This window comes from Micromonospora sp. DT44 (genome assembly GCF_049841635.1).
Lineage (GTDB): Bacteria > Actinomycetota > Actinomycetes > Mycobacteriales > Micromonosporaceae > Micromonospora.
The window spans coordinates 63300-87227 of the sequence record NZ_JBNCKS010000015.1 but is presented as its reverse complement, the minus strand read 5'-3'; the positions used below and the strand labels follow the sequence as shown (position 1 = coordinate 87227).

Here is a 23928-nt window from a genome sequence, read left to right as displayed (position 1 = left end):
CCTGCGGCTTCCGGCCCGAGCGCCGCGCCGACTGCGGCTTCCGGCCCGAGCGCCGCGCCGACTGCGGCTTCCGGCCCGAGCGCCGCGCCGACTGCGGCTTCCGGCCCGTCGAGTGCGCCGCCCGCAGCGCCCCGTCCGAGCGTCGCTGCGGCTGCGGCGGCGGCTCCTGGCCCGACGAGTACCCCACCGGCCGCGCCGACCTCGACCACCGCCGCCAGCCTGGAAGACGACTGGCCGGAGCCAGCGCGCCCCGGCGGCGGAACCCTGGCCGCCGAGGCAACCGATGACGAGGCCTGGCCGGAGGCTGCCCGCCCCGGCGGCGCGTCAGCCGACGGCACCGCACGCTCCGACGCCACGTCGGGCGACCCCGCATCGACCGGCACGAGCGGTGCAAGGACGAACGGCAGTGGCACGAACGGCACTGGCGCGAACGGCACTGGCGCGAACGGCACTGGCGCGAACGGCAGCGGCGCGAACGGCGGTGGCGCGAACGGCACTGGCGCGAACGGCACTGGCGCGAACGGCGGTGGACCAGGCGTTGCGGGTGGCCCCGGCGCGCCGGCCGGTGGTGGTAAGCCGGGCGGGCGGGATAACCCGACACCGGGTGCCCGGCAGCCGGCGTCAGCCGGTGGCGCACCGGTGAGCAGCGCCATCGCCGCGGCTCGCGCGGCGGCGGCGGGACGCGGTGCGCGTACCCCATCGGCGAGTCGGCCCACCGCGGACGCGGAATGGGCGGGCGAACCTCCCTATGACCCGGACTACGACGGACCGTTGCGCGGCGGACGGCCGGGCGGCGCGGCCCCGGCGGCGAAACCCACCTACGAGGGGTTCGACCCGGGCGACGAGCCGTTGGACGAGGTCATCGACGAGAAGACGGCCCGGGAGTCGAGCGAGGAGCAGGCGGTACGGCTGCTGCGGGAGACCTTCGGCGCCGAGAAGATCGACGAGGTGGACGCGCGGTAGCGGGCGCTTCGCCCAGCAGGACGCCGAGGCAGCAGGCCCACAGGGGGAAGGGCAGCACGGCGACGCGTTCCAGGCCGCCCATCCCGATGCCGACGTCCTGTTGAGCGGTGAACAGCACGGTCCCGGCCAGCGCGGTGAGCCCGGCGGCGAGGGAGATCCGTCGCCATCGGCCGAGCACCGTGGAGTCGGGCGCGAAGCCGGCGAGCAGCAGACCGGCGTTGCCCATGCCCATGATCAAGAACGCGCCCAGGACGTGCCGGTTCTCGTCGATGTCGGCGGGATAGAGGGCGACCAGGGCGTACCCGCCGGTCGCCAGCAGCAGCAGGATCTGCGCCGAGCGCACCAGGCCGCCTCGACCCAGGAGCCGCCAGGTCAGCAGCAGCCCGGTGGCGAGCAGGACGGCGGTGGCCAGCATTGCGGCGTTCATCAGCGGATGCCAGGGCGAGCAGACGAAGCGGGGTCGGGTGGTGTCCCAGATGCCGCAGTGGACGTTGCCGAGGTCGCTGATGTTGTGGGTGGCCCAGCTGTAGGTCGGCTCGCGCCAACGCAGACCGGTGACCAGGCTGGCCACGAGGAAGACCGGTGCGGCCACCGCCCAGCACAGCGCGGCGGCACGTCCGCTGCGGGTGAGGTTCATAGCCACGAGCAGACCAGTGCGGGGGTGCCCGACGCACTACCGCCAGACGGCCGGTTCGGGGTAGTGGTAGCCGTACCTCCGACGCCCGGCGTGGGCGGACGCACCGGGCACGGCGACGTCGGTCCCAGCGGCTAGGCTGGTCGGCGGCCGAGCAGACGAGTGCGAGAAGGAGCCATCCGTGCGCCCAGGTGGACAGCCGAACATGCAGCAGATGCTGAAGCAGGCGCAGAAGATGCAGCAGCAGATCGCCGCCGCTCAGGCCGAGCTGGCCGAGGCCGAGCTGACCGGCACGGCCGGCGGCGGGCTGGTCACCGCGACCGTGTCCGGCGCCGGCGAGCTGAAGGCCATCAAGATCGACCCGAAGGCCGTCGACCCGGACGACGTGGAGACGCTGGAAGACCTGGTGGTGGCGGCCGTGCACAACGCCGCCGAGGCGGCGCGTGAGCTGACCGAGCGCAAGATGGGCCCGGTCACCGGCGGCATGGGCGGCCTCGGCCTGCCCGGTTTCTGAGCCGGCAGATGTACGAAGGCGCCATCCAGGATCTGATCGACGAGCTGGGGCGACTGCCGGGCGTGGGCCCGAAGAGCGCCCAGCGGATCGCGTTCCACGTCCTCTCGGCCGATCCCGTCGACGTCAACCGGCTGGCCGGCGCGCTGCGCAAGGTCAAGGAGCTGGTGCGCTTCTGCACGACCTGTTACAACGTGGCCGAGTCCGAGCAGTGCCGGATCTGCCGCGACCCGCGCCGCACCGACGAGGTGCTGTGCGTGGTGGAGGAGCCGAAGGACGTGGTGGCCATCGAGCGGACCGGTGAGTTCCGGGGCCGCTACCACGTGCTGGGCGGAGCGATCAATCCGCTGGAAGGGATCGGCCCGGACAATCTGCGCATCCGGGAGCTGTTGACCCGGTTGAGTGGCGGCGCGGTGCGGGAGCTGATCCTCGCCACCGACCCCAACACCGAGGGCGAGGCGACCGCCACCTACCTGGCGCTGATGGTGAAGCCGATGGGGATCGCGGTGACCCGGCTGGCGAGCGGTCTGCCGGTCGGCGGCGACCTCGAGTACGCCGACGAGATCACCCTGGGCCGTGCCTTCGAGGGCCGCCGGGCGGTCTGACCCCCACAGATCGTCACCGGTGGGCTACAACTGAGTGGGTCCGCGCGATGAGCGCGGGCCCATCGGCGTACCTGGGGAGGTGGCGTGTGGCGACGCGGCGTTCGGATCAGGGGCCGTGGGCTCCGGCGGTGCTCTCGGCCGTGCTGGCGCTGGCAATGGTCGGCGTCCTCGTGACGATCGAGGTGGGACGCCGGCGACTCGCGGCGAAGAGTCGCGCGAGTGAGGCTGCGGCCGACGCCAGCGTGACGCGGAACGCCCGGGCCTTCGGCGACGCGGTGGTCGCCACCGGCGACCCGACGCCGAGCGACGAGGGGTTGGCGGCGGTCGCGGAGGGCGCCCAGGTCGAGGTGCGGGAGGTCCGCCGGTCGCCGGACCTGGTGGTGATTCTTTACGGTTCCGCCCCTTATGGCACGATGTTCGGCAGGGCCAACGTCGACGCGTGCCACCGTGTGACGATCCACGACCTGGGCACGGCCCGGGCAGCGTCGGACGTCGAGCGGCTGGACGAGTGCCCACCGCCCGCGTCCTGATCGACGGCTCCGGATGCCGTCCGCAGGCCGTGACGTCCGGTGCCGACAGCGGCCTCCCTCTCGCCCGGAGGAGCGCGGTCTATGTGTCGCTCCATGTCTTCGCCGTGCCGTTGACTGTCAGACGTCTGCGCAAGGTGTCGGCTTGGTAGCGATTGCCTGACGGCCGTTCCGCTTCCGGTGTTACATGTCATAGCCTCCCGCACACGGACCGAGCCACAGCTCGGCGTGGTCATGCGCATGACAGAGGTGAGAGATGCAGGCGAGAAGGCTTAAATCGGCTGTGGCCATCGCGGCCGTTGCCGCTCTGGCGGTCGGCGCGGCCGGCTGCGCGGAGAGCGAGCGCGACGGCGACAGTGGCGAGGCCAAGACTGGCGGCACCTTCATCTTCGCGGGTGCCGGTGACCCGAAGAACTTCGATCCGATTTTCAACGACGACGGTGAGTCGTTCCGGCCGGTCCGGCAGATGTTCGACACGCTGGTGAGCCACAAGCCGGGCACCGCCGACTTGGAGGGTGGCCTGGCTGAGAGCTGGGAGCACGACCCTGCCGGCAAGGTCTGGACGTTCAAGCTCCGCCAGGGCGTGAAGTTCCACGACGGCACCCCCTTCAACGCGGCGGCGGTCTGCTACAACTTCGACCGCTGGTACAACATGCAGGGCGCCGCGGCCCAGGCGAACATGATCTATTACATGGACGTCTTTGGCGGCTTCGCGAAGAACGAGGCCGAGGGCGCCAGCGAGTCGATCTACGACAAGTGCGAGGCCAAGGACGACGGAACCGCCGTCCTCTCGCTCAAGAAGTACAAGGGTGCCTTCCCGGGTGCCTTCGCGCTGACCTCGCTCTCGATCGCGAGCCCCGAGGCGCTGAAGAAGTACGACGCCAACACGGTGAAGCAGAACGGCGACTCCTTCGAGTACAGCGCGTTCGCCAACGAGCACCCGGTCGGCACCGGCCCGTTCACCTTCGGTGGCTGGGACAAGACCAAGGGCGAGATCACCCTCAACCGGAACCCGGACTACTTCGGTGAGAAGGCCAAGGTCGACAAGATGATCATCAAGATCATCAAGGACGAGAACACCCGCAAGCAGGAGCTGCGTGCCGGTACCGTCCAGGGCATCGACTTCCCGGCCCCGGCCGACACCAAGGCGCTCGGCGACGAGGGCTTCCAGGTCATCGCCCGCCCGGCGTTCAACATCCTCTACCTGGGCATCAACCAGAAGAACCCGAAGCTCAAGGACCTGCGGGTGCGGCAGGCGATCGCCTACGCGCTCAACCGCCAGCAGCTCGTGCAGACCAAGGGCCCGACCGGCGCCAAGGTCGCCGACGAGTTCATGCCGGACACCGTGCTCGGCTACGCCCCGGACGTGCAGAAGTACGAGTACAACCCGGACAAGGCCAAGCAGCTCCTCAAGGAGGCCGGCGCCGAGGGTCTGACGCTGAACTTCTACTACCCGCCGGACGTCTCCCGGCCGTACATGCCGAACCCGCAGGAGATCTTCACCATCCTCGCCAACGACCTCCAGGCCGTCGGCATCAAGGTCAACGGTGTGCCTCGCCCGTGGAACGGTGGCTTCAAGGACGACGTGCAGCAGTTCGGTAAGCAGGACCTGCACATCCTCGGCTGGACCGGTGACTACAACGACCCGGGCAACTTCGTCGGCACGTTCTTCGGCCGGGGCAAGATCGAGTTCGGCGACCAGGGCATGACCGAGATGTTCGACGCCATCGCCAAGGCCGACGGCACCGTCGACGACGCCGGCAAGAAGGCCGCCTGGGAGCAGGTCAACAAGGACATCGCCGCGAAGTGGCTGCCGGCCGTGCCGATCTGGCACGCGCCGCCGGCGATCGTCGTCACCAAGGACGTCGAGGGCCTGAAGGCCAGCCCGCTGACTGACGAGCGGTTCAACACCGTCAGCGTCAAGAAGTGACGTCAATCGGCTGACGCCGTAGGCGGAATCGGCCCGGGTTGGGGATTTTCCCCCGCCCGGGCCGATTCCGCGACTATCGAGAGTCTGGTGTGTGAGAGATGTTGCGAGTCATAGTCCGCCGCCTGCTACAGCTGGTGGTGACGCTGATAGCCCTGTCAGCGCTGATCTTCGTCTGGTTGCGGAACCTGCCCGGTGGCCCGGTCGACGCGCTGCTCGGTGAACGGGCGACCCCCGAGACCCGTGCCCTGCTGACCAAGGCGCTCGGTTACGACCAGCCGATCCTCGTGCAGTACGGCAAGTTCATGCAGCGGATCCTCACCGGTGACTTCGGCAACTCGATCCGTACCGGCGACCCGGTCACCGAGGTCATCAGCCGGGCCTTCCCGGCCACCGTGGAGCTCGCCCTGGCGGCGATGCTCATCGCGGTCGGGCTGGGCGTCCCACTGGGTTATCTCGCCGCCCGCTGGCGCGGCCGGCTCCTCGACCACCTGACGGTCGTGGGCACGCTGCTCGGCGTCTCGATCCCGATCTTCTTCCTGGGCTACCTGCTCAAGGACGTCTTCACCCAGAACATCCACTGGTTCCCGCCGTCCGGCCGGGTCAGCATCGGGTTGGACAACACCAACATCACCGGCTTCTTCGTCCTGGACAGCCTGCTCACCCGGGAGTTCGACGCCACCGCCGACGCGCTCTGGCACCTGATCCTTCCGGCGTTCACGCTCGCCACGATCCCGCTGGCGGTCATCGTCCGGATGACCCGCGCCAGCGTGCTGGACGTGCTCAACGAGGACTACGTACGCACGGCCGAGGCCAAGGGTCTGCGAAGCCGCACCGTCCGGGGCCGGCACATCCTGCGCAACGCGCTCCTGCCGGTGGTCACGACCATCGGCCTCCAGACCGGCGCGCTCCTGTCCGGCGCGGTCCTCACCGAGAAGGTCTACAACTGGGGTGGCCTCGGCACGCTGATCACCGACTCGATTACGGGCAGCCGCGACTACCCGATCCTCCAGGCGCTGATCCTGCTGTCCGCCCTGGTCTTCGTGGTGGTCAATCTCGTGGTTGACCTCTCCTACGCCTTCATCGACCCGAGGGTGCGTGTGCGATGACCGAACCAACCACGCAGGCCGGCGCCCCGGCTCCCCGTAGCGGCAAGGAGCAGGCGTCCGGCGCGGGCCGTAACCGCCTCAGTGACCGCAAGAAGGCCCGCCTGGACGAACTGGCCCAGGCAACCGCCGCCCCCGGCGGCGTCAGCCTGCTCCGCGACGCGTTCCGTCGGCTGCGCCGCAACCCGGCGGCGATCGTGGGCGCCATCATCATCACGCTCTTCGTGTTGGTGGCGATCTTCGCCCCGCTGATCGCCCCGCACGACCCGGTGCAGCGCTTCGACGAGCTGAAAGACCAGCTCACCCCGAACAACATCCCCGGTCCCATGGACGGCTTCCCCCTCGGTTCGGACGAGCTGGGCCGGGACCTGATGTCCCGCCTGGTGTACGGCAGCCGGCAGACCCTCTTCGTCGGTGTCCTCGCCACCCTCATCGGGCTCGCCATCGGCGTGCTGTTCGGCGCGATCGCCGGCGCCGTCGGTGGCTGGGTGGACAACATCCTCATGCGGATCACCGACGTGATGCTGGCCCTGCCCGCCCTGCTGCTGGCGATCACCCTGGTCGCCCTGGCCAGCAAGTCGAGCCAGTGGACGGTCATCATGGCGGTGGCCATCGTCAACGTGCCGATCTTCGCCCGGCTGCTGCGCGGCTCGATGCTCGCCCAGCGGGAGAGCGACCACGTGCTGGCCGCGCGAGCGCTGGGCGTCAAGCAGCGCAGCATCGTCCTGCGGCACATGCTGCCCAACGCCATGACCGCGGTGATCGTGCAGGCGACGCTGACGCTCTCCGTCGCGATCATCGAGGCCGCGTCGCTCTCGTTCCTCGGCCTCGGCGACCCCGATCGGGACCGGGCCGAGTGGGGCGCGATGCTCGGCGACGCGGGTGTGCGCTACTTCGAGGTACGCCCGGAGCTGGCCTACTACCCGGCGCTCGCGATCATCGTGGTCGCGCTCGGCTTCACCCTGTTCGGTGAGGCGATGCGCGAGGCCATCGACCCGAAGAACCGGCGGTGATCGCGGTGTGCCCGATCAGCAAGGACCACAGCAGTGAGGAAGTGACCCGATGAGCCTGCTCGACGTGCGTGACCTGAGCGTCGTCTTCCAGCGGCGCGGCGAGCGACCCTTCAATGCCGTCGACAAGGTCAGCTTCACCGTGGAGCCGGGGCAGACCGTCGGCCTGGTCGGCGAGTCCGGCTGCGGCAAGAGCGTGACCAGCCTCGCCATCATGGGTCTGCTGCCCAAGCGCGGCAACAGGGTCAGTGGAGAGGTGCTGTTCGACGGCGCCGACCTGCTGAAGCTGCGACCGGGCGACATGCGTGACCGGCGCGGCCGGGACATCGGCATGATCTTCCAGGACCCGCTGTCGTCGCTGAACCCGGTCATTCCGATCGGTGTGCAGGTGGCCGAGGTGCTGGAACGCCACCAGGGCCGGGACCGCAAGCAGGCGCTGCGGGAGGCACGGGACCTGCTCGACGCGGTCGGCATCCCCGACCCACAGCGGCGGCTCAGCGAGTACCCGCACCAGATCTCCGGCGGCATGCGCCAGCGCGCCCTGATCGCCATCGCGTTGGCCTGCAAGCCCCGGCTGCTGATCGCCGACGAGCCGACCACCGCGCTCGACGTGACCATCCAGGCGCAGATCCTCACCCTGCTGAAGCAGTTGGTGGACGAGACCGGCACCGCGCTGATCATGATCACGCACGATCTGGGTGTGGTGGCCGGGCTCTGCGACACGGTCAACGTGCTCTACGGCGGCAAGGTGATCGAGCGGGCGCGGCGGCACGAGCTGTTCGCGCACGCCCGGCACCCGTACACCCACGGGCTGCTCAGCTCGGTGCCCCGTCTGGACTCCCCGCGCGGTGAGCGCCTGCACGCGATCCGCGGGTCGGTCGCCGACAACATCCCGTGGAGCGAGGGGTGCGCGTTCGCGCCGCGCTGCGACAACGTCGTGGACGCCTGCCTGGAAGGGCCGCCACCGCTCGAACCCACCGCCACCGGCGGCGACCTGCGCTGCAACAACCCCGTCTCCGAGGAGGTGGCGGTCCGATGACCGACGAGATTCCTGCGCTGCTCGAGCTGCGCGATGTCAAGGTCCACTTCCCGATCAAGAGCGGCCTGCTCATCGACCGGACCATCGGGTACGTCTACGCGGTCGACGGTGTGTCACTGAGCATCCGTAAGGGCGAGACGTACGGCCTGGTGGGCGAGTCGGGCTGCGGCAAGTCGACGCTGGGCCGTGGCCTGCTGCGGCTCGTCGAGCCCACCGACGGCGAGATCGTGTTCGACGGCACCGACGTGCGCGCGCTCAAGGGCGAGGCGATGCGACAGACCCGCCGTCGGATGCAGATGATCTTCCAGGACCCGCTGTCCAGCCTCGACCCCCGGCAGTCGGTGGAGTCGCTGCTGGTGGAGGGTCTGAAGGCGCACGGGTTGGCCGGCGACAAGGCCGAGACGAACCGGCGACTGCGCGAGACGCTGGAGGCGGTGGGCCTGCCCGCGTCCGCCCTCAGCAAGTACCCGCACGAGTTCTCCGGCGGTCAGCGCCAGCGGATCGGCATCGCCCGGGCCCTGGTGCTCAACCCGGACCTGATCGTCGCCGACGAGCCGGTCTCCGCGCTCGACGTGTCGATCCAGGCGCAGGTGCTCAACCTGCTCGAGGATCTGCAGAACGAGCGCGGCCTGACGTACCTGATCATCGCGCACGACCTGGCGGTGGTCCGGCACATCGCCGACACGGTGGGCGTCATGTACCTCGGCGGTCTCGTCGAGGAGGCGTCCAGCGACGACCTGTACCGCGAGCCGATGCACCCGTACACCCGGGCGCTGATGTCGGCCGTGCCGGTGCCCGACCCGGTCGTCGAGGACCGCCGCGAGCGCATCCTGCTCGCCGGTGACCTGCCCTCGCCCAGCAACCCGCCGGCGGGCTGCCGGTTCCACACCCGGTGCCCGTGGGCGCAGCCGACCCGCTGTGCGAGCGAGCGACCGGAGCTGCGGGACGTGGTCGGCGGGCACCGGGTGGCCTGCCACTTCGCCGAGGGCATCGCCGCCGGTCGGATCCGCCCGCACGAGGTCGAGGTGCAGCTGGTTCGCCCGACCGACGGCACCGGCCCGGTCGACCCCCCGGGCGAGCTGATCCCCACCCCGTGACGCGGTCAGGGGCCGTCCGTCACGGACGGCCCCTGGCATGGCGTACGGGCGGTCAGCCCTCGGGACGGTTCAGCAGGGCGACCGCCACGGCGTGCACGGCGTCCAACCCCGCCGGATCGGGCAGTGCGACCAGCCCGCCGGTCACCACGTACCACTCGTCCGCGTCCTTGTACTGCACCCGCAGCGTGACCTTGCCGTCCGCGTACTCGGTGCGCAGGGTCAGCTCACCGGTGACGACGCCGACCTCGTCGGTCATCACCCCACCCGGGCCGGGCACGATGTCGGCGCTCCGGCTCTGCGGGGCACTGGCGCCGGTCGAGTCCGCGACCATGCCGGCCCCCGGCACGGCGGCCGGCGTGTCGCCGGTGCCGTCGGCGGTCATCCCGGCCGCGGACGGGGCCGTGTCCGGGTTCGCCTTGGCGTCTGTCGCAGGTTCCTCGCTCATCAGCAGCCCTCCAGCATGTCGGTCAGTGCGGATTTCTCGGCACTGGTCACCGTCAGCTTCCAGTAGTGCTTCACCGTCACCCAGTCCTTGGCGTACTGGCACCAGTACGACCGGTTCGCCGGCTTCCACTGGGACGGATCCTGGTCACCCTTTGCCCGATTGGAGGACGCGGAAACCGCGATGAGCTGCGGACGTGTGGTGTCGTTGGCGAAGTCGCCGCGCTTGGCGTTGTCCCACTCGTCGGCGCCCGAGCGCCACGCGTTGGCCAACGGCACCGTGTGGTCGATGTCCACCTCGGAGGGATCGGTCGCGCTGCGGCCGTCGTACACGCTCTCCCAGCGACCCCCGACCACGTTGCAGCCGGAGAGCTTCACGTCCTTGCCGTCGCGTTGCAGGATCGAGTCCCGGACGTCGCAGTTCTTGCCGGTGTCCCGCCAGTGCGGGAAGCGCTCCCGGCTGTAGCCCTTCATCGAGCCAGCGGTCGCGACGGTCAACTGGCCCAACTGTTCGACGGCGTTACCGCCGCCACCCGGCGTCGGCGTGGTCTCCGCCTCCTCGGGTGGGACGCAGCCGGCCATGACGAGCGCCAGCGCCGCGACGAGCGCGGCCATCGAGACACGCGTTCCTGATCTGGTACGCACAGACGACACCTCTCCAGCTTGCGGGCTCCCGGCGCTTGCGCACAGTACCCGGGCACGGTTTTGGCGTTTCGTGGCGTCTCCCACTATGTGCAAGCAAGATTGGTGGGATGACCTCCTCCGTACCGTCGCCCGCACTGCGGATGGGCACCGCCGCCGGCCGGGGAACCCTGCTCGCCGCGGTGCTCGCCTCCGGCATGGTCTTCCTCGACACCACGGTCGTCAACGTGGCGCTGCCGAAACTCGGCCAGGATCTCGGGGCCAACGTCGCCGATCTTCAGTGGACCATCAACGGGTACCTGTTGACGTTGGCGGCGTTCGTCCTGCTCGGCGGGTCGCTCGGGGACCGCTTCGGCCGGCGGCGGGTGTTCCTCATCGGGGTGTTCTGGTTCACCGCCGCGTCGGTGCTGTGCGGGCTGGCCCAGGGCACCGGCACCCTCATCGCGGCCCGCATCGTGCAGGGCGCGGGCGGAGCGCTCCTCACGCCCGGTTCGCTCTCGGTGCTCCAGGCCAGCTTCCACCCCGACGACCGGGGTCGGGCGATCGGCGCGTGGGCCGGACTGTCCGGAGTGTCCACGGCGTTGGGGCCGTTCATCGGCGGCTGGCTGATCGACACGCTCTCGTGGCGGTGGATCTTCTTCCTCAACCTGCCGATCGCCGTGCTTGTCGTGCTGGCCGCGATGCGTTGGGTGCCGGAGAGCCGTGACGAGAACGCCTCCCGCACCCACGGGCCGGGCCGTACGCGCCGCCGCTTCGACGTCGCCGGGGCGGTGCTCGGCGCGCTGGCGCTCGCCGGGGTCACGTACGCCCTGATCGACGCGCCCGCGCGCGGCTTCGCCTCGGCGCCGGTGCTGATCGCCGCGCTGGTCGGTGTGGTGGCCGCGGTGACCTTCGTGCTGCTGGAACGGCGGCGCGGGGACACCGCGATGCTGCCCACCGGGCTGTTCAGCAGCCGGCTCTTCTCCGTCCTGAACGTCTTCACCGTGGTGGTCTACGCGGCGCTCGGCGGGTTCACCTTCTTCTTCGCCGTCTACCTGCAGAACGTCGTCGAGTGGTCGGCGTTCCGGACCGGGATCGCGCTGCTGCCGATGACGGTGCTTCTGCTCGTCGGCTCGGCTCGGGCCGGTGCGATGTCGGCCCGGATCGGTCCCCGGCTGCCGCTGGCCGTGGGGCCGGTGATCGCCGCCGTCGGCCTTCTGTTGCTGCGTGGCGTCGGCCCCGGCGCGTCCTACTGGACCGACGTGCTGCCCGGAGTGCTGCTCTTCGGCCTCGGACTGACCCTGGTGGTGGCGCCGCTGACCGCGTCGGTGCTCGCGGCCGTGCAGGATCGGTTCTCCGGGGTCGCCAGCGGCTTCAACAACGCCGCGTCCCGGGCCGGTGGTCTGCTCGCCGTGGCCGCGCTGCCGCTGCTGGTGGGCCTGTCCGGCAGCGGCTACGAGCAGAAGGCCGAGCTGACCGACGCGTTCCGGGGAGCGCTGGCCTGGTGCGCGGGGCTGTTGCTGGCCGGCGCGGTGCTGGCCCTCGTGCTGGTGCACCGGCCACCTCGCGAGGCCCCGCCGTCGCAGCCCTGCCACTCGATGCCCGCCGCCACGCCCCCGAAGGAGAACCGCCCTTCGGGGGCGTGACCCGGGTGTCAGCGGCGGGCGCGGTTGACGGCGCTGGTGACCGCCTTGATCGAGGCCGTCACGATGTTGGCGTCGGTGCCGACACCCCAGACCGTCCGACCGTCCACCTCGCACTCCACGTACGCGGCGGCCTGCGCGTCACCGCCGGAGGACAGCGCGTGCTCGTGGTAGTCGAGCACCCGGACGCCCACGCCGACCGCCTGGAGGGCGTTGACGTACGCGTCGATGGGACCGTTGCCGATCGCGGTGAGCGACCGCCGCTCGCCACCGACACCGACCTGGGCCTCGATCTCGACCTTGCCGTCGGCGGTGCCGATCGTGTAGCCGGTCAACCGGACCGCCGGGTCCGGCTGGTGGTCGAGCAGGTAGTGCGTCGCGAAGATCTCCCACATGGCGGCTGGGTCGACCTCGCCGCCGTCGTGGTCGGTGACCTGCTGCACGACGCCGGAGAACTCGATCTGGAGCCGGCGCGGCAGGTCGAGCTGGTGCTCGCTCTTCATGATGTACGCGACGCCGCCCTTGCCGGACTGCGAGTTGACCCGGATGACCGCCTCGTAGGTGCGGCCCAGGTCCTTCGGGTCGATCGGCAGGTACGGGACCGCCCAGGTGTGCTCGTCGACCGGTACGCCGGCGGCCTTCGCGTCGGCGGCCAGGGCGTCGAAGCCCTTCTTGATGGCGTCCTGGTGGGAGCCGGAGAACGCCGTGTAGACCAGGTCACCCGCGTACGGGTGGCGCTCGTGCACCGGCAGTTGGTTGCAGTACTCGACGGCCCGGCGGATCTCGTCGATCTGCGAGAAGTCGATCATCGGGTCGATGCCCTGGGAGAAGAGGTTGAGCCCCAACGTCACCAGGTCCACGTTGCCGGTGCGCTCGCCGTTGCCGAACAGGCAGCCCTCGATGCGGTCCGCGCCCGCCAGCAGGCCCAGCTCGGCGGCGGCCACACCGGTGCCCCGGTCGTTGTGCGGGTGCAGGCTCAGCACCACGCTGTCGCGGCGCGGCAGGTGCCGGTGCGTCCACTCGATCGAGTCCGCGTACACGTTCGGGGTGGCCATCTCGACGGTGGCCGGCAGGTTGATGATCAGCGGGCGGTCCGGCGTCGGGTCGATGACGTCGATGACCTTGCTGCAGACCTCCAGCGCGTACTCCAGCTCGGTGCCCGTGTACGACTCCGGCGAGTACTCGTAGAAGATCTCGGTGTCCGGGGTGTGGATCTCCGCGTACTTCTGGCAGAGCCGCGCGCCCGTGGTGGCGATGTCGGCGATGCCGTCGCGGTCCAGACCGAAGACCACCCGCCGCTGGAGCGTCGAGGTCGAGTTGTAGAAGTGCACGATCGCCCGCTTCGCGCCGCGCAGCGACTCGAAGGTCCGTTCGATCAGGTGCTCCCGGCACTGCGTGAGCACCTGGATGGTGACGTCGTCCGGGATCATGTCCTGCTCGATGAGCTGCCGGACGAAGTCGAAGTCGGTCTGGCTGGCCGACGGGAAGCCGACCTCGATCTCCTTGTAGCCCATCTCCACCAGCAGCTGGAACATCCGCCGCTTGCGCTCGGGCGACATCGGGTCGATCAGCGCCTGGTTACCGTCGCGCAGGTCCACGGCGCACCAGCGCGGCGCGGCCTCGACGGTGCGGGTGGGCCAGGTGCGGTCCGGCAGGTCGACCCGGAACTGATCCCGGTACGGCTGGTAGCGGTGGTACGGCATCCGGCTGGGGCGTTGCCGGGCGATCGGATCGGTCTCGGCGTCGGTGACAGGTTGAGCCATCTCGGAGTGCTCCCTGGGACATGTGGCGTCAGCAGATCGGAAGGTGTCGGCGGATTGCCGGGCGGCGGTGCGCGGCGGTGCCGAGAGGAAACTCAGATGTGCTGGACGGCGCGATGCGACTCCGCGACGAGGTGCCGGCCGGTCAGGCCTCGTCGCGGCGGCTAAGGAGAAGAAGCGCCTGCCACATGACCAGGTCACCCTACGTGATGGAACGGGGGGTGCAAAGGCTGGTCCGGACTATGGGATCGATGTCATCGTCGGCTCCGGGGCCTGGGAACCCAGCCTCGGTGTCCGTTCGGTCCAGGTCACGGCGGGCACGATCGCCGCCGCGACCAGCACGAAGATCGCTGCCGTCGGTAACCAACCCCAACCGCCGGTGCTGACGGCGAGCGCGGTCAACCCGGCCGGGGCGATCAGGTACTGCACCTGTTTGCCGAGCTCGAACGCCCCCACGTACGCGCCGCGCTGTGCGACCGGCGGCAGGGTGGCGACGAGCCCCCAGGTGCCCGCCGAGTCGATCAGCTCGGCGAGGATCAGCACTATCGCGCCGGCCACCAGCACCACGACGGTGAGCGCGCCCCGGGTGACCCCGGAGATCGGCAGGATCAGGCAGGACAGGGCGATCAGCAGGCCACCCCGGCGGGAGGCCCGGGCCGCGCCCGAGGCGGTGTCGGCGCCCCGGCTGACGCGTACCTGGAGCAGCACGATCAGGACCGTGTTGAGCAGCACCAGGGCGGCGATCAGCGTCTTCGGGGCGTCGGTGTGGGTGAGGATCCACAGCGGCATGACCGTGAGGTAGAGCGGCTGGTGCGCGGTGAGCAACCCGGAGAGCAGGGACACCACCATGAACGGGCGGTCCCGCAGCACGGCGAGCCGGCTCATCGGCTTCTCGGCTCGGGCGACCTGCGGCAGCCGGGGCAGTCGCCGGACGAACAGGGCCGTGACCAGGAAGACCGCCGAGATGAACCAGACCATCGCCCGGTACGCCTCGATCGTGTCCACCGCCAGCACCAGGCCGCTGATCACCGCGCCCAGCCCGAAGCCCACGTTCAACGACGACCGCTGGTACGCCATCGCGGTGACCCGTTCGGCCGGCTGGAGCGCGTTGATCGAGTAGACCTGGCGGGCCACGCCCGTCGATGCCTCCACCGCCGCCAACGCCACCACCACGGCGAGGAAACCGGCGAAGCCACCCACGAACGGGTACGACGCGAAGAGCGCCGCGTCCAGCACCAGTCCCACCACCCAGACCCGCTGCGGCCCGTACCGGTCGGTGAGCCCACCCAGCGGTACGGTGCCCAGCAGCGACACCCCCGCCGAGATGGACAGTCCCAGGCCGACCTGGGCGGCGCTGAGCCCCAGCGCCCGGGTGAAGAAGACGGCGCTGCCGGCGTGGAACAGGCCACTGCCGACGGCGTAGACCATGGCCTGCACGGCCAACGCGCGGGTCAACCCGGCCGGCGGTACGACGTTCGCCACGGCGGTACGAATGCTCTCTCTGGCCCCCATGGCGGGGAAGTGAACCGTGCCCCCACAAGATCGGTCGAGCCTTTTAGGCTGGATTGAATCCTGCTCCCGGGGGTGCGTGTTGTCCGAGTTGCGCTTCAGCCTGGCCGACGTGGCGGGGGTGCGGCTCGCCGTGTCGCCGGCCAACGAGACGGTCATGAGCATGTGGGCGCTGGCCAGCCCCGTTTACCACGCGGTGCACCTGCCCTGGATCGACCGCGCCCGGGTGACGATACGTCGGCCCGAGGTGGCAGCCCGGGTCCGACCACTGGTGGAGCTGGCCCGGCCGCGTTGCTGGCTGCCCGACTTCCTCACCCCGGCGGCCCGACCGAACGTGGAGATGGCCGAGCAGCTCGACCAGATCGCCGCGACACCGCCGGCCGTGGTCATCCAGGACCTGCTGGCGACCACCCCGCGCCGGCCGCTGAGCCCGTTCGGGCAGGCGCTGCTCGCCGACCCCCGTGGACTGCTGCCGCAGCTCGTCGACGCGGTGCGGGTCTGGTACGACGAGGCGATCGCCCCGGACTGGTCGCGGATGCGGGCGCTGCTCGACGCCGACGTGGCCTACCGCGCCGCCCAGCTCGCCGAGAGCGGCGCGGGGCGGTTCTTCGAGCAGCTTCACCCGAGCCTGCGCTGGCTCGGCGACCGGGTGGTCAGCGACGACCCGTTCGGGCGGGACTTCGACCTGCGGGACCGCGGGTTGGCGCTGAACCCGACGGTGTTCTCCGAGCGGCGCGTGCTGTGGAACCTGCTGGAGGACTCGCTGCCGGTCGGCGCGTACCCGGTCCGGGCGGTCGGCACGCTCTGGGAGACGGCCGTGCCGCCGCCCGGCGACCCACTGGCGAGGGTGGTCGGCTCCGGCCGGGCCGCGCTGCTGTACCTGCTCGACACGGCGTCCACCACCACTGACCTGGCCCGACGTACCGGGATGTCCGCCGGGAACGTCTCGGCGCACCTGACCGCGCTGCACGCCGCCGGCCTGGTCGACCGCGCTCGACAGGGTAGGCACGTCCTCTACCGCAACACCGACGCGGCGGCGGTGCTGCTCCGCGCCAGTCGGGGCGGCTGACTTCAGGCGAGCAACAGGTCGGCGACCGGGCGGCGGTGCCGCAGGCCGGTCTCGCTGGCGCGCAGCTCCGCCGGCAGGGCGAACGGGTCGCCGAGTCGCCCGACGGCGGCGACCACCAGCGGGCGGATGCCGCCGGGCAGGTCGAGTTCGGTGGCGAGGCCGGCCCGGTCGAACCGGGTGAGCTGGCGTACGTGCAGCCCGAGGGCGGTGGCCTGGAGAGTCAGGTGGGCGATCGCCTGACCGAGGTCGTACGCGGCCCGCTCGGCATCGCCGCCGGTGTGCGCGCCGACGACCAGCGTCGCGGCGTGCCGGGCCCAGCACTGGTCGGCGTCCGGGAGGTTGATCAGGATGCGCTTGAAGTTGTCGTCGTCCCGGTGCCCGAGGGCGAACCGCCAGGGCTGCCCGTTGTCCGTCGACGGCGCCCACCGCGCGGCCTCCAGCAGCGATGCCGCCTCCTGCGCAGTCAGGGTGGCGCTCGGGTCGAAGGCCCTGGGGCTCCAGCGGAAGGCGAGGAGTGGAGTCAGGTCAGCCATGCCGGCAATCGTCCCGTATGGGCGTTTAACGGCGGAAAGTGGGCTGCGGAGATGTGGGCAAGAGCACCCGTAACGGTACGAAGATCAGGACGTTCCCGCGCTCGGGCTGAGTGACGGGTCGGGAGTCGGCGGAGCCGCCGTGTCCAGCGGTTCCGCATCCACGACCGGGCCCGCCAACTGCACGGTGGCGGGCGCCGCGCCCGGCGGGGTGGCCAGCCGTAGGGTCCCGGCCCCGGTCCGGGCGCCGGTCGGCGTGCCGTCCGGGTCGTAGCAGTAGATGCCGACGTCCAGCGGAGCGTTGAGCGAGGCAGAGGTCGACTCGACCGAGTAGCAGGCGCCGGTGAGGCCGGTGGGCGTGGCCGCCTGGGCCACCGCGAGCGGCGCGCGCCGGTCCGTCAACACGTCCAACCAGTCGGTGAGCGGATGCTGGATCCGGGGATCCAACCGGCGTGGGATGGCGTCGTCGCGGTCGCCGAGGCGTACGCAGCGCGCCGGCTCCGGGTGGCCCGTCGAGGGCAGGGCGCACTGGAACAGCCCGTCGGAGGTCGCGGCCAGCGAGACGTCGGCGGTGCCGCCGAGCGCCCCACCCGGCACGTCGACCCGCCAACTGCCGTCGTTCGCGCTGGTGAACACGATGGTGCGGTCGGGCTTGCCACTCCGGCTGAACACGTACTGCGCCACCAGGTGACGGTCCTGCGCGGCGGCGGCCAGGGCGGCCAACTCGTCGCGGGTGCCGTCCACCTGGACCGGGCCGGGATCGGCCGGCGGCGGCGGCGGGGGCTGGGCGCTGTCGCAGGCGACCAGGGCTACCGGCAGAGCGAGCACGAGCGGTCCGAGCACACGGCCGGCCGGGCGGAGGAGGACGGGCACCGGCTCATTCTGGTGGGTGCGGGGCCCCGGCGGGCAACGGCGCACAGGGGCCGCCTCCCGGCGTGTCGGGGCAGTTTGTCCGCGTACCCCTGGCGTCTCGCGGACCTGGCCAAGCGCGTCGGCCGGACGGCCGCGCGGGCCGGATGGTGGGATCACCCGACCCGCCCTCGTGACCCGCCGGATACGCTCAGGGGGTCTGACACGCGCCGCCGGCCCCGGTTCCGGCGGCGTCGGCACGCTCAGGGTCGCTGGGAGGGAGTGCACCGTCGTGGCACTCGTGGTGCAGAAGTACGGCGGGTCCTCCGTCGCCAACGCCGAGCGGATCAAGCGGGTGGCGGAGCGCATCGTCGCCGCCCGCAAGGCCGGCGACGACGTCGTGGTGGTGGTCTCCGCGATGGGGGACACCACCGACGAGCTGCTCGACCTGGCCAACCAGGTCAGCCCGCTGCCGCCGGGCCGCGAGCTGGACATGCTGCTCACCGCCGGGGAGCGGATCTCCATGGCCCTGCTGGCCATGGCCATCCACAACCTGGGGTACGAGGCCCGCTCGTTCACCGGCTCGCAGGCCGGCGTGATCACCACCTCGGTGCACGGCCGCGCCCGGATCATCGACGTCACCCCGGGGCGGCTCAAGGGCGCGCTCGATGAGGGCTCGGTGGTCATCGTGGCCGGCTTCCAGGGCGTCTCGCAGGACACCAAGGACGTCACCACGCTGGGCCGGGGCGGTTCGGACACCACCGCCGTGGCGCTCGCCGCCGCCCTGCACGCCGACGTCTGCGAGATCTACACCGACGTGGACGGCATCTTCACCGCCGACCCGCGGATCGTGCCCAACGCTCGGCACATCAGGGACATCACCTACGAGGAGATGCTCGAGCTGGCCGCGTGCGGCGCGAAGGTGCTTCACCTACGTAGCGTGGAATACGCCCGCCGGGCGGGGTTGCCGATCCACGTCCGTTCGTCATACTCGACCAACACCGGCACGATGGTCACCGGATCGATGGAGGACCTTTCCGTGGAGCAGGCACTGATCACCGGGGTCGCGCACGACCGCAGCGAGGCCAAGATCACGATCGTCGGCGTACCCGACGAGCCGGGTGCCGCCGCGCGGATCTTCGACACCGTCGCCGGCGCCGAGATCAACATCGACATGATCGTGCAGAACGTCTCCACCGAGGGCACCGGCCGTACGGACATCTCGTTCACCCTGCCCAAGGCCGACGGTCCGACCGCGATGGCCGCCCTCAGCAAGATCCAGGAGCCGGTCAAGTTCAAGGGCCTGCTCTACGACGACCACGTCGGCAAGGTCTCGCTGATCGGCGCCGGCATGCGCTCGCACCCCGGTGTGGCCGCCGGCTTCTTCGCCGCGCTCGGCGCCGCCGGGGTCAACATCGAGATGATCTCCACCTCCGAGATCCGGGTCTCCGTGGTCTGCCGGGACACCGACCTCGACGCCGCCGTCCGCGCCATCCACGACCAGTTCGAGCTGGGTGGCGACACCGAAGCCGTGGTCTACGCCGGGACGGGTAGGTAGCGCCGATGACGGCGCTGCCCACCCTCGCCGTGGTCGGAGCGACAGGTGCCGTCGGCACCGTGATGTGCGAGCTGCTCACCGGGCGTCGCAACGTCTGGGGCGAGATCCGGCTCCTCGCCTCCGAGCGGTCGGTCGGCAAGCGGGTGCGCTGCCGGGGCGAGGGGATGGTCGTCCAGGCGCTGACCCCGGAGGCGTTCGACGGGGTCGACGTGGCCATGTTCGACGTGCCGGACGAGGTCTCCGCCGAGTGGGCGCCCATCGCCGTCGAGCGGGGCGCGATCGCCGTCGACAACTCCGGCGCCTTCCGGATGGACCGGGACGTCCCGCTGGTCGTTCCGGAGATCAACCCCGAGCAGGTCCGCAACCGACCCCGGGGCATCATCGCCAACGCCAACTGCACCACCCTCGCGATGATCATCGCGGTCGCGCCGCTGCACCGCGAGTACGGTCTGCGGGAGCTGGTGCTCGCCTCCTACCAGGCGGTCTCCGGGGCCGGCCAGGCCGGTGTGGACATCCTGCACGACCAGCTCGCCAAGGTCGCCGGCGATCGGGCGCTCGGCTCGCGCACCGGCGACGTGCGCCAGGCGGTCGGCGACGACCTCGGCCCGTTCCCGGCGCCGCTGGCGCTCAACGTGGTGCCGTGGGCGGGCTCGTCCGCCGACGGCGGCTGGTCGTCGGAGGAGATGAAGATCCGCAACGAGTCGCGGAAGATCCTCGGCCTGCCCGATCTCAAGGTCAGCTCCACCTGCGTCCGGGTGCCGGTGGTCACCGCCCACTCGGTGGCCGTACACGCCGTCTTCGCCACCGAGGTCGACGCCGAGGGCGCCCGCGAGGCGCTGCGCAACGCGCCCGGCGTGATCGTCGTCGACGACCCCGCGGCAGGCGAGTTCCCGATGCCGATCGACGCGGTCGGCACCGACCCAAGCTGGGTCGGCCGGATCCGCCGCGCCCTGGACGACCCCCGCGCCCTGGACTTCTTCGTCACCGGCGACAACCTCCGCAAGGGCGCAGCCCTCAACACCGCCCAGATAGCCGAACTCCTAGCCAAAGAGTTCCGCACCCCCTAACGCCTCTCCCCGCCGTCCCCCGCCCCCCGGACCCCCGCGCCCCTGTTCTGGGTCGATCATGGAGTTGTGGTGGCCGCTTTGGTGCAGGGAGCGGTGAATGTCCCCAACCACAACCCCATGATCGACGCGCTCGGGCGGGGCCTCGGGGGCCGGGGCGTGGAGGGCGGGGTTAGGCGGCGGAGAGGTGGACTCCGTCTCGGCCTTGGCGTTTGACCGCGTAGAGGGCCTGGTCGGCTCTTCTCAGGGTGCGGTCGGGGGTTTCGCCGGGGCGGGGGAGCGCGACGCCCACGCTGATCGTGCGGCCGGTACGGCGGGCCGCCTCGGCCAACCGCTCGGCGATCCGGACCGCCTCCTCCGGGCGACTCACCTCGATCACCGCGACGAACTCGTCGCCGCCGATCCGGTACAGCTCGTCGCCGTGCCGCAGCGCGCCCTCCAGCGCCCGCGCCAACCCGACCAGCACCTGGTCGCCGGCCTGGTGCCCGTACGTGTCGTTGACCGTCTTGAAGCCGTCCACGTCGATCGCCAGCAGAGCCGTACGCCCCGGGGTGGCCGCCGCGATCCGTTGCCCGAACGGGCCGGTGTGCCGCAGCCCGGTGAGCGGGTCCGAGCTGGCCTGTTCCCGCAGTCGGACGAGCGTACGCAGCCGGTCCAGGCTGGTCCACGCCTGCCCGGCGAGCAGCTCCATGAGGCTGACCGTGGTGGGGTCCGGGTGCAGGGCACGGCCGTCGGCGACCAGCAGCACTCCGTCGGCGTCCGCCGGCCCGACCGGCACGGCGACAAGCGTGCGTACCCCCGCCCGGGTCAGCGGTTGATAGTCCTCGGTCGGGGGATGCCCGGCCTCGCCCAGCGTGTATCCGGCGCCGTACCGGTGTGCCCGTTCGACGATGCGGTCCAGGGCGGCCGGGCCCGCGCCGGCCAGCTCGGCACGGATCCGGGTCTCCAGTTCGTTGGACGCCGCCGGGGACGGGCCGAGTTGGCCGCCGATCAACAGCACCGCGGTGGACAGGGTGGACACCTCCCGGGCGGCCTCGGTCGCCGCGCTGATCACGGCCGCCTCGGTGGGGGCGGCCGACAGTGCCGCGGCATGCCGGAGCAGCTTCTCGCTGCGGCTCTCGGACGGCGGGCCGCCCAGCGCGGCGATCCGCGCGCCGAGCCGGGCCGCCAGCCGCTGCGCGGTCTCCCGCCAGGGCCGCAGGTCGACCGGTTCACTCCACTGCAGGTCCAGTACGCCGATCACCCGGCCGCTCGGGTCGTGTACCGGAACGCACAGCTCGGTCGTGACGTTGGGGCGTACCGGTAGGTAGTCCGGGTCGACGGTGACGTCGGGGACCACGGCGGCGGTGCCGGTGGCGTACACCCGGCCGACGATCCCGGTACGCGCCGGCACGGTCGCGAAGACCTGCCACGCGCCGGTCGCCGCCACGCACCGCAGCCGATCGTGGGCCTCGATCAGCACCGAGATGGTGGCCGGGGTGTGGTGGGACAGTGCGCTGACCGTCCACCGACAGGCTTCCGGCGCGCTGGACGCCATCGACAGGCGGACGGTGACGTCACGGATGACTCGCTGATGATCCACTCGCACGTCGTTCCAGGTAGGGGAGGGGCTGGATCAAGCGTACTCACGTTTTCCGGACGGCCTTCCGGCTTCGTACACACGTGCTATCCACAGGCTGTGGACGGGGCCTGTGGGAAAAGGTGTCGGGCGATAGCGTGGGAGTCCCGGCGTCCTGGAGGCGAGCCCATGCTCATCGCGCACATCAGCGACCCGCACCTGACCACCGGTCTGCTCGCCGCCGAGCCCGCCGCCGGGCTGCACCGGGCGCTCGGCCGCGTGCTCGCCCTGAGCCCGCGACCGGACTGCGTGGTCATCACCGGCGACCTGGCCGACCACGGCCGACCCGACGAGTACGCGGCGCTGCGTGAGTTGATCGGGCGGTTCCCACTGCCGATCTACCTGACCACCGGCAACCACGACGACCGCGAGTCGCTGCTCGACGCGTTCGGCGGCACGCCCTGGCTCGGGGGCGGGTTCTCCGCGTACTACCACGTCGACCACGAGGCGGCGACCATCGTGGTGCTCGACTCGCTCGTCTCCGGCAGCAACGCCGGCCAGCTCGGCGAGGAGCAGCTCGCCTGGCTCGACGGGGTCCTCGCCGGCCGTCCGGAGGTGCCCGCCATCCTCTGCCTGCACCACCCGCCGGTCGCGGTCGGCATCCCCGCGGCCGACGCCATCCGGCTCGCCGACGGGCCCGCCCTGGCCGAGGTGATCGGCCGGCACCGGCACGTCGTGCGGGTCGCCGCTGGGCACCTGCACCGCACGGTCACCACGGGGTACGCGGGCACCGTGCTCACCGTCGCGCCCAGCACCTGGAAGCAGAGCACCCTCACCATGGCCACGGACGAGGTGATCGGCTGGGTCGCCGAGCCGAGCGCCTTCCTGCTGCACCGGATCGAGCCGGACGGCTGCGTGACGCACACCGTCCAGGTCAGCCACTCGGCCGGGCAGACCTGCGGCTTCTGAGGTCGCCGCCGTGCTCGTCTGGTACGTCGCGTACGGGTCGAACATGCACGCCGCCAGGCTGGCCTGGTACATCGGCGGCGGCTGTCCACCGGGCGGCCGGCGCACGTACCCGGGATGCCGCGACACCCGTCCACCGAGCCGGTCGGCTGCGGTCTGGATACCCGGCGGGATCTACTTCGCCGGCGAGTCCGGCGCGTGGACCGGCGGCCTGGCCTTCTACGACCCGCAGCTGCCGGACGAGGCCGCCGCGCGGGCCTACCTGGTGACCCTCGACCAGTTCACCGACATCGCCGCCCAGGAGATGTACCGACCACCGGGCGACACCGCCGACCTGCTTCCGGCGACCGGCGCGGCTATCGACGCGGCCGTCGCCCACGGACGGGCGACGCTCGGTCCGGGGCGCTACGAAACCCTCGTCTGCCCCGGTCGGCGTGCCGGCATCCCGATGCTCACCTTCACCGCGCCCGAACCGGCGTCCGCCGTGCCGCACCGGCCACCGGCGCCCGCCTACCTGCGCATGATCGCCCAAGGGCTGCACGAGTCACACGGTTGGCCGGCCGAACGGATCGTCGACTACCTGGCGCGGCGACCCGGAGTCGTCGACGGCTGGCGGCCCGAAGCGGTCACCACACTGGTCGCCGACGCGCTCAGCACGGTCGGCTGATGCCGTCCCCTCTGGACCTTCGGCCGACGCTGTTTCGCCCTCGGTCATCGATTGTTAGTCAAGTGGGCCTGGTCCGACAATGGACATTTCCGCAGCTCTCACACTCGGCTCGACGCGTCGGTGGCGATCCGCCGCTCGACTCGACCGGCCGGCGTCCGGATGAGAGGCTGTCCGGGCGGGAGGCGATTCCCAACCGTGGCCGACCCTCTCCGACGGTGTCGGTCGGCGGCCCGGTCGACCCACAGGCCGGGCACCGCACGCGTCGATTCTCACG

Annotated in this window: 22 protein-coding genes and 1 pseudogene; 15 read left to right on the top strand and 8 right to left on the bottom strand. The window is 71.2% G+C overall.

The genetic code is table 11. The features are described 5' to 3' along the window. A pseudogene (locus ACLQ25_RS11475) lies at nucleotides 1–963 on the top strand (hypothetical protein); the annotation flags it as partial. Here ACLQ25_RS11475 and ACLQ25_RS11470 read toward each other — a convergent pair. After that, nucleotides 860–1600 (bottom strand): DUF998 domain-containing protein, encoded by a 741-nt coding sequence (locus ACLQ25_RS11470; protein ID WP_425730857.1) that lies wholly within the window; start codon nucleotides 1598–1600, stop codon nucleotides 860–862. The pseudogene ACLQ25_RS11475 and the gene ACLQ25_RS11470 sit on opposite strands and share 104 nt — an antisense overlap. A gap of 202 nt (nucleotides 1601–1802) precedes the next feature. Between ACLQ25_RS11470 and ACLQ25_RS11465 the strand changes: the two genes are divergently transcribed. The 8 genes from ACLQ25_RS11465 to ACLQ25_RS11430 all read left to right on the top strand — a co-directional run bounded on the left by ACLQ25_RS11465 (nucleotide 1803) and on the right by ACLQ25_RS11430 (nucleotide 9419). Beyond that, nucleotides 1803–2111 (top strand): YbaB/EbfC family nucleoid-associated protein, encoded by a 309-nt coding sequence (locus ACLQ25_RS11465; RefSeq protein WP_239560778.1) that lies wholly within the window; start codon nucleotides 1803–1805, stop codon nucleotides 2109–2111. A gap of 8 nt (nucleotides 2112–2119) precedes the next feature. Next, a complete protein-coding gene (gene recR / locus ACLQ25_RS11460) occupies nucleotides 2120–2713 on the top strand; it encodes a recombination mediator RecR (protein WP_425730856.1) in 594 nt (197 codons plus the stop codon). Nucleotides 2714–2799: 86 nt separating this feature from the next. Continuing rightward, entirely contained in the window at nucleotides 2800–3243 is a 444-nt protein-coding gene (locus ACLQ25_RS11455) for a hypothetical protein (protein WP_425730855.1), read from the top strand. 253 nt (nucleotides 3244–3496) lie between these two features. Beyond that, entirely contained in the window at nucleotides 3497–5170 is a 1674-nt protein-coding gene (locus ACLQ25_RS11450; protein WP_425730854.1) for an ABC transporter substrate-binding protein, read from the top strand. Nucleotides 5171–5268: 98 nt separating this feature from the next. Next, the gene (locus ACLQ25_RS11445; protein WP_425730853.1) at nucleotides 5269–6276 is read left to right on the top strand and encodes an ABC transporter permease; all 1008 of its coding nucleotides are present in this window, start codon (nucleotides 5269–5271) and stop codon (nucleotides 6274–6276) included. After that, on the top strand, nucleotides 6273–7286 hold the full coding sequence (locus ACLQ25_RS11440; RefSeq protein ID WP_425730852.1) for an ABC transporter permease: 1014 nt from the start codon (nucleotides 6273–6275) through the stop codon (nucleotides 7284–7286). Before ACLQ25_RS11445 ends, ACLQ25_RS11440 begins: the two co-directional genes overlap by 4 nt. 49 nt (nucleotides 7287–7335) lie before the next feature. Then, nucleotides 7336–8322, top strand: coding sequence for an ABC transporter ATP-binding protein (locus tag ACLQ25_RS11435; RefSeq protein ID WP_425730851.1), 987 nt, complete (start codon nucleotides 7336–7338; stop codon nucleotides 8320–8322). Then, nucleotides 8319–9419, top strand: a complete 1101-nt coding sequence (locus ACLQ25_RS11430; RefSeq protein WP_425730850.1) for an ABC transporter ATP-binding protein — start codon at nucleotides 8319–8321, stop codon at nucleotides 9417–9419. The genes ACLQ25_RS11435 and ACLQ25_RS11430 overlap by 4 nt, the downstream gene beginning before the upstream one ends. Before the next feature lie 52 nt (nucleotides 9420–9471). On the opposite strand, the gene ACLQ25_RS11425 is transcribed toward ACLQ25_RS11430, so the two are convergent. Both ACLQ25_RS11425 and ACLQ25_RS11420 read right to left on the bottom strand, forming a co-directional pair. Beyond that, nucleotides 9472–9864, bottom strand: a complete 393-nt coding sequence (locus ACLQ25_RS11425) for a hypothetical protein (protein ID WP_425730849.1) — start codon at nucleotides 9862–9864, stop codon at nucleotides 9472–9474. Then, entirely contained in the window at nucleotides 9864–10475 is a 612-nt protein-coding gene (locus ACLQ25_RS11420; protein ID WP_425730887.1) for an HNH endonuclease family protein, read from the bottom strand. The genes ACLQ25_RS11425 and ACLQ25_RS11420 overlap by 1 nt, the downstream gene beginning before the upstream one ends. A 137-nt stretch (nucleotides 10476–10612) precedes the next feature. On the opposite strand from ACLQ25_RS11420, the gene ACLQ25_RS11415 reads away from it, so the two are divergent. Beyond that, on the top strand, nucleotides 10613–12127 hold the full coding sequence (locus ACLQ25_RS11415) for an MFS transporter (RefSeq protein ID WP_425730848.1): 1515 nt from the start codon (nucleotides 10613–10615) through the stop codon (nucleotides 12125–12127). Nucleotides 12128–12135: 8 nt separating this feature from the next. Here ACLQ25_RS11415 and leuA read toward each other — a convergent pair whose 3' ends face one another. Beyond that, nucleotides 12136–13887 (bottom strand): 2-isopropylmalate synthase, encoded by a 1752-nt coding sequence (gene leuA, locus ACLQ25_RS11410; RefSeq protein WP_425730847.1) that lies wholly within the window; start codon nucleotides 13885–13887, stop codon nucleotides 12136–12138. 237 nt (nucleotides 13888–14124) lie between these two features. Further along, on the bottom strand, nucleotides 14125–15396 hold the full coding sequence (locus tag ACLQ25_RS11405; RefSeq protein WP_425730846.1) for an MFS transporter: 1272 nt from the start codon (nucleotides 15394–15396) through the stop codon (nucleotides 14125–14127). 79 nt (nucleotides 15397–15475) lie between these two features. Here ACLQ25_RS11405 and ACLQ25_RS11400 point away from each other — a divergent pair, with 79 nt between their 5' ends. Then, nucleotides 15476–16462: a MarR family transcriptional regulator gene (locus ACLQ25_RS11400; protein WP_425730845.1), complete on the top strand. Its 987-nt coding sequence runs from the start codon at nucleotides 15476–15478 to the stop codon at nucleotides 16460–16462. Nucleotides 16463–16464: 2 nt separating this feature from the next. Here the strand turns inward: ACLQ25_RS11400 and ACLQ25_RS11395 are convergent, their stop codons facing one another. Beyond that, complete coding sequence (locus tag ACLQ25_RS11395) at nucleotides 16465–16995, bottom strand: nitroreductase family protein (protein WP_425730844.1); 531 nt, start codon at nucleotides 16993–16995, stop codon at nucleotides 16465–16467. An 84-nt stretch (nucleotides 16996–17079) separates the two neighbouring features. Next, nucleotides 17080–17865 (bottom strand): hypothetical protein, encoded by a 786-nt coding sequence (locus tag ACLQ25_RS11390; RefSeq protein WP_425730843.1) that lies wholly within the window; start codon nucleotides 17863–17865, stop codon nucleotides 17080–17082. Between the two features lie 268 nt (nucleotides 17866–18133). On the opposite strand from ACLQ25_RS11390, the gene ACLQ25_RS11385 reads away from it, so the two are divergent. Next, nucleotides 18134–19399 carry an aspartate kinase gene (locus ACLQ25_RS11385; protein ID WP_234583260.1) on the top strand — a complete coding sequence of 422 codons (1266 nt, stop codon included), beginning with the start codon at nucleotides 18134–18136 and terminating at the stop codon, nucleotides 19397–19399. A gap of 5 nt (nucleotides 19400–19404) precedes the next feature. Then, the gene (locus tag ACLQ25_RS11380; RefSeq protein ID WP_425730842.1) at nucleotides 19405–20466 is read left to right on the top strand and encodes an aspartate-semialdehyde dehydrogenase; all 1062 of its coding nucleotides are present in this window, start codon (nucleotides 19405–19407) and stop codon (nucleotides 20464–20466) included. A 169-nt stretch (nucleotides 20467–20635) separates the two neighbouring features. Here the strand turns inward: ACLQ25_RS11380 and ACLQ25_RS11375 are convergent, their stop codons facing one another. Next, nucleotides 20636–22045 (bottom strand): diguanylate cyclase, encoded by a 1410-nt coding sequence (locus ACLQ25_RS11375; RefSeq protein WP_425730841.1) that lies wholly within the window; start codon nucleotides 22043–22045, stop codon nucleotides 20636–20638. 165 nt (nucleotides 22046–22210) lie between these two features. Between ACLQ25_RS11375 and ACLQ25_RS11370 the strand changes: the two genes are divergently transcribed. Together ACLQ25_RS11370 and ACLQ25_RS11365 are read left to right on the top strand one after the other, a co-directional pair. Then, complete coding sequence (locus ACLQ25_RS11370; protein ID WP_425730840.1) at nucleotides 22211–22990, top strand: phosphodiesterase; 780 nt, start codon at nucleotides 22211–22213, stop codon at nucleotides 22988–22990. A gap of 10 nt (nucleotides 22991–23000) precedes the next feature. Then, the gene (locus tag ACLQ25_RS11365) at nucleotides 23001–23654 is read left to right on the top strand and encodes a histone deacetylase (RefSeq protein WP_425730839.1); all 654 of its coding nucleotides are present in this window, start codon (nucleotides 23001–23003) and stop codon (nucleotides 23652–23654) included. The last annotated feature ends 274 nt before the right edge of the window (nucleotides 23655–23928 follow it).

Coding starts and splice junctions, on each gene's coding strand:
- ACLQ25_RS11470 (WP_425730857.1), bottom strand. CDS start 1,600: ATGAACCTCACCCGCAGCGGACGTGCCGCCGCGCTGTGCTGGGCGGTG.
- ACLQ25_RS11465 (WP_239560778.1), top strand. CDS start 1,803: ATGCAGCAGATGCTGAAGCAGGCGCAGAAGATGCAGCAGCAGATCGCC.
- recR (WP_425730856.1), top strand. CDS start 2,120: ATGTACGAAGGCGCCATCCAGGATCTGATCGACGAGCTGGGGCGACTG.
- ACLQ25_RS11450 (WP_425730854.1), top strand. CDS start 3,497: ATGCAGGCGAGAAGGCTTAAATCGGCTGTGGCCATCGCGGCCGTTGCC.
- ACLQ25_RS11445 (WP_425730853.1), top strand. CDS start 5,269: ATGTTGCGAGTCATAGTCCGCCGCCTGCTACAGCTGGTGGTGACGCTG.
- ACLQ25_RS11440 (WP_425730852.1), top strand. CDS start 6,273: ATGACCGAACCAACCACGCAGGCCGGCGCCCCGGCTCCCCGTAGCGGC.
- ACLQ25_RS11435 (WP_425730851.1), top strand. CDS start 7,336: ATGAGCCTGCTCGACGTGCGTGACCTGAGCGTCGTCTTCCAGCGGCGC.
- ACLQ25_RS11430 (WP_425730850.1), top strand. CDS start 8,319: ATGACCGACGAGATTCCTGCGCTGCTCGAGCTGCGCGATGTCAAGGTC.
- ACLQ25_RS11425 (WP_425730849.1), bottom strand. CDS start 9,864: ATGAGCGAGGAACCTGCGACAGACGCCAAGGCGAACCCGGACACGGCC.
- ACLQ25_RS11420 (WP_425730887.1), bottom strand. CDS start 10,475: ATGGCCGCGCTCGTCGCGGCGCTGGCGCTCGTCATGGCCGGCTGCGTC.
- ACLQ25_RS11415 (WP_425730848.1), top strand. CDS start 10,613: ATGACCTCCTCCGTACCGTCGCCCGCACTGCGGATGGGCACCGCCGCC.
- leuA (WP_425730847.1), bottom strand. CDS start 13,887: ATGGCTCAACCTGTCACCGACGCCGAGACCGATCCGATCGCCCGGCAA.
- ACLQ25_RS11405 (WP_425730846.1), bottom strand. CDS start 15,396: ATGGGGGCCAGAGAGAGCATTCGTACCGCCGTGGCGAACGTCGTACCG.
- ACLQ25_RS11395 (WP_425730844.1), bottom strand. CDS start 16,995: ATGGCTGACCTGACTCCACTCCTCGCCTTCCGCTGGAGCCCCAGGGCC.
- ACLQ25_RS11380 (WP_425730842.1), top strand. CDS start 19,405: ATGACGGCGCTGCCCACCCTCGCCGTGGTCGGAGCGACAGGTGCCGTC.
- ACLQ25_RS11370 (WP_425730840.1), top strand. CDS start 22,211: ATGCTCATCGCGCACATCAGCGACCCGCACCTGACCACCGGTCTGCTC.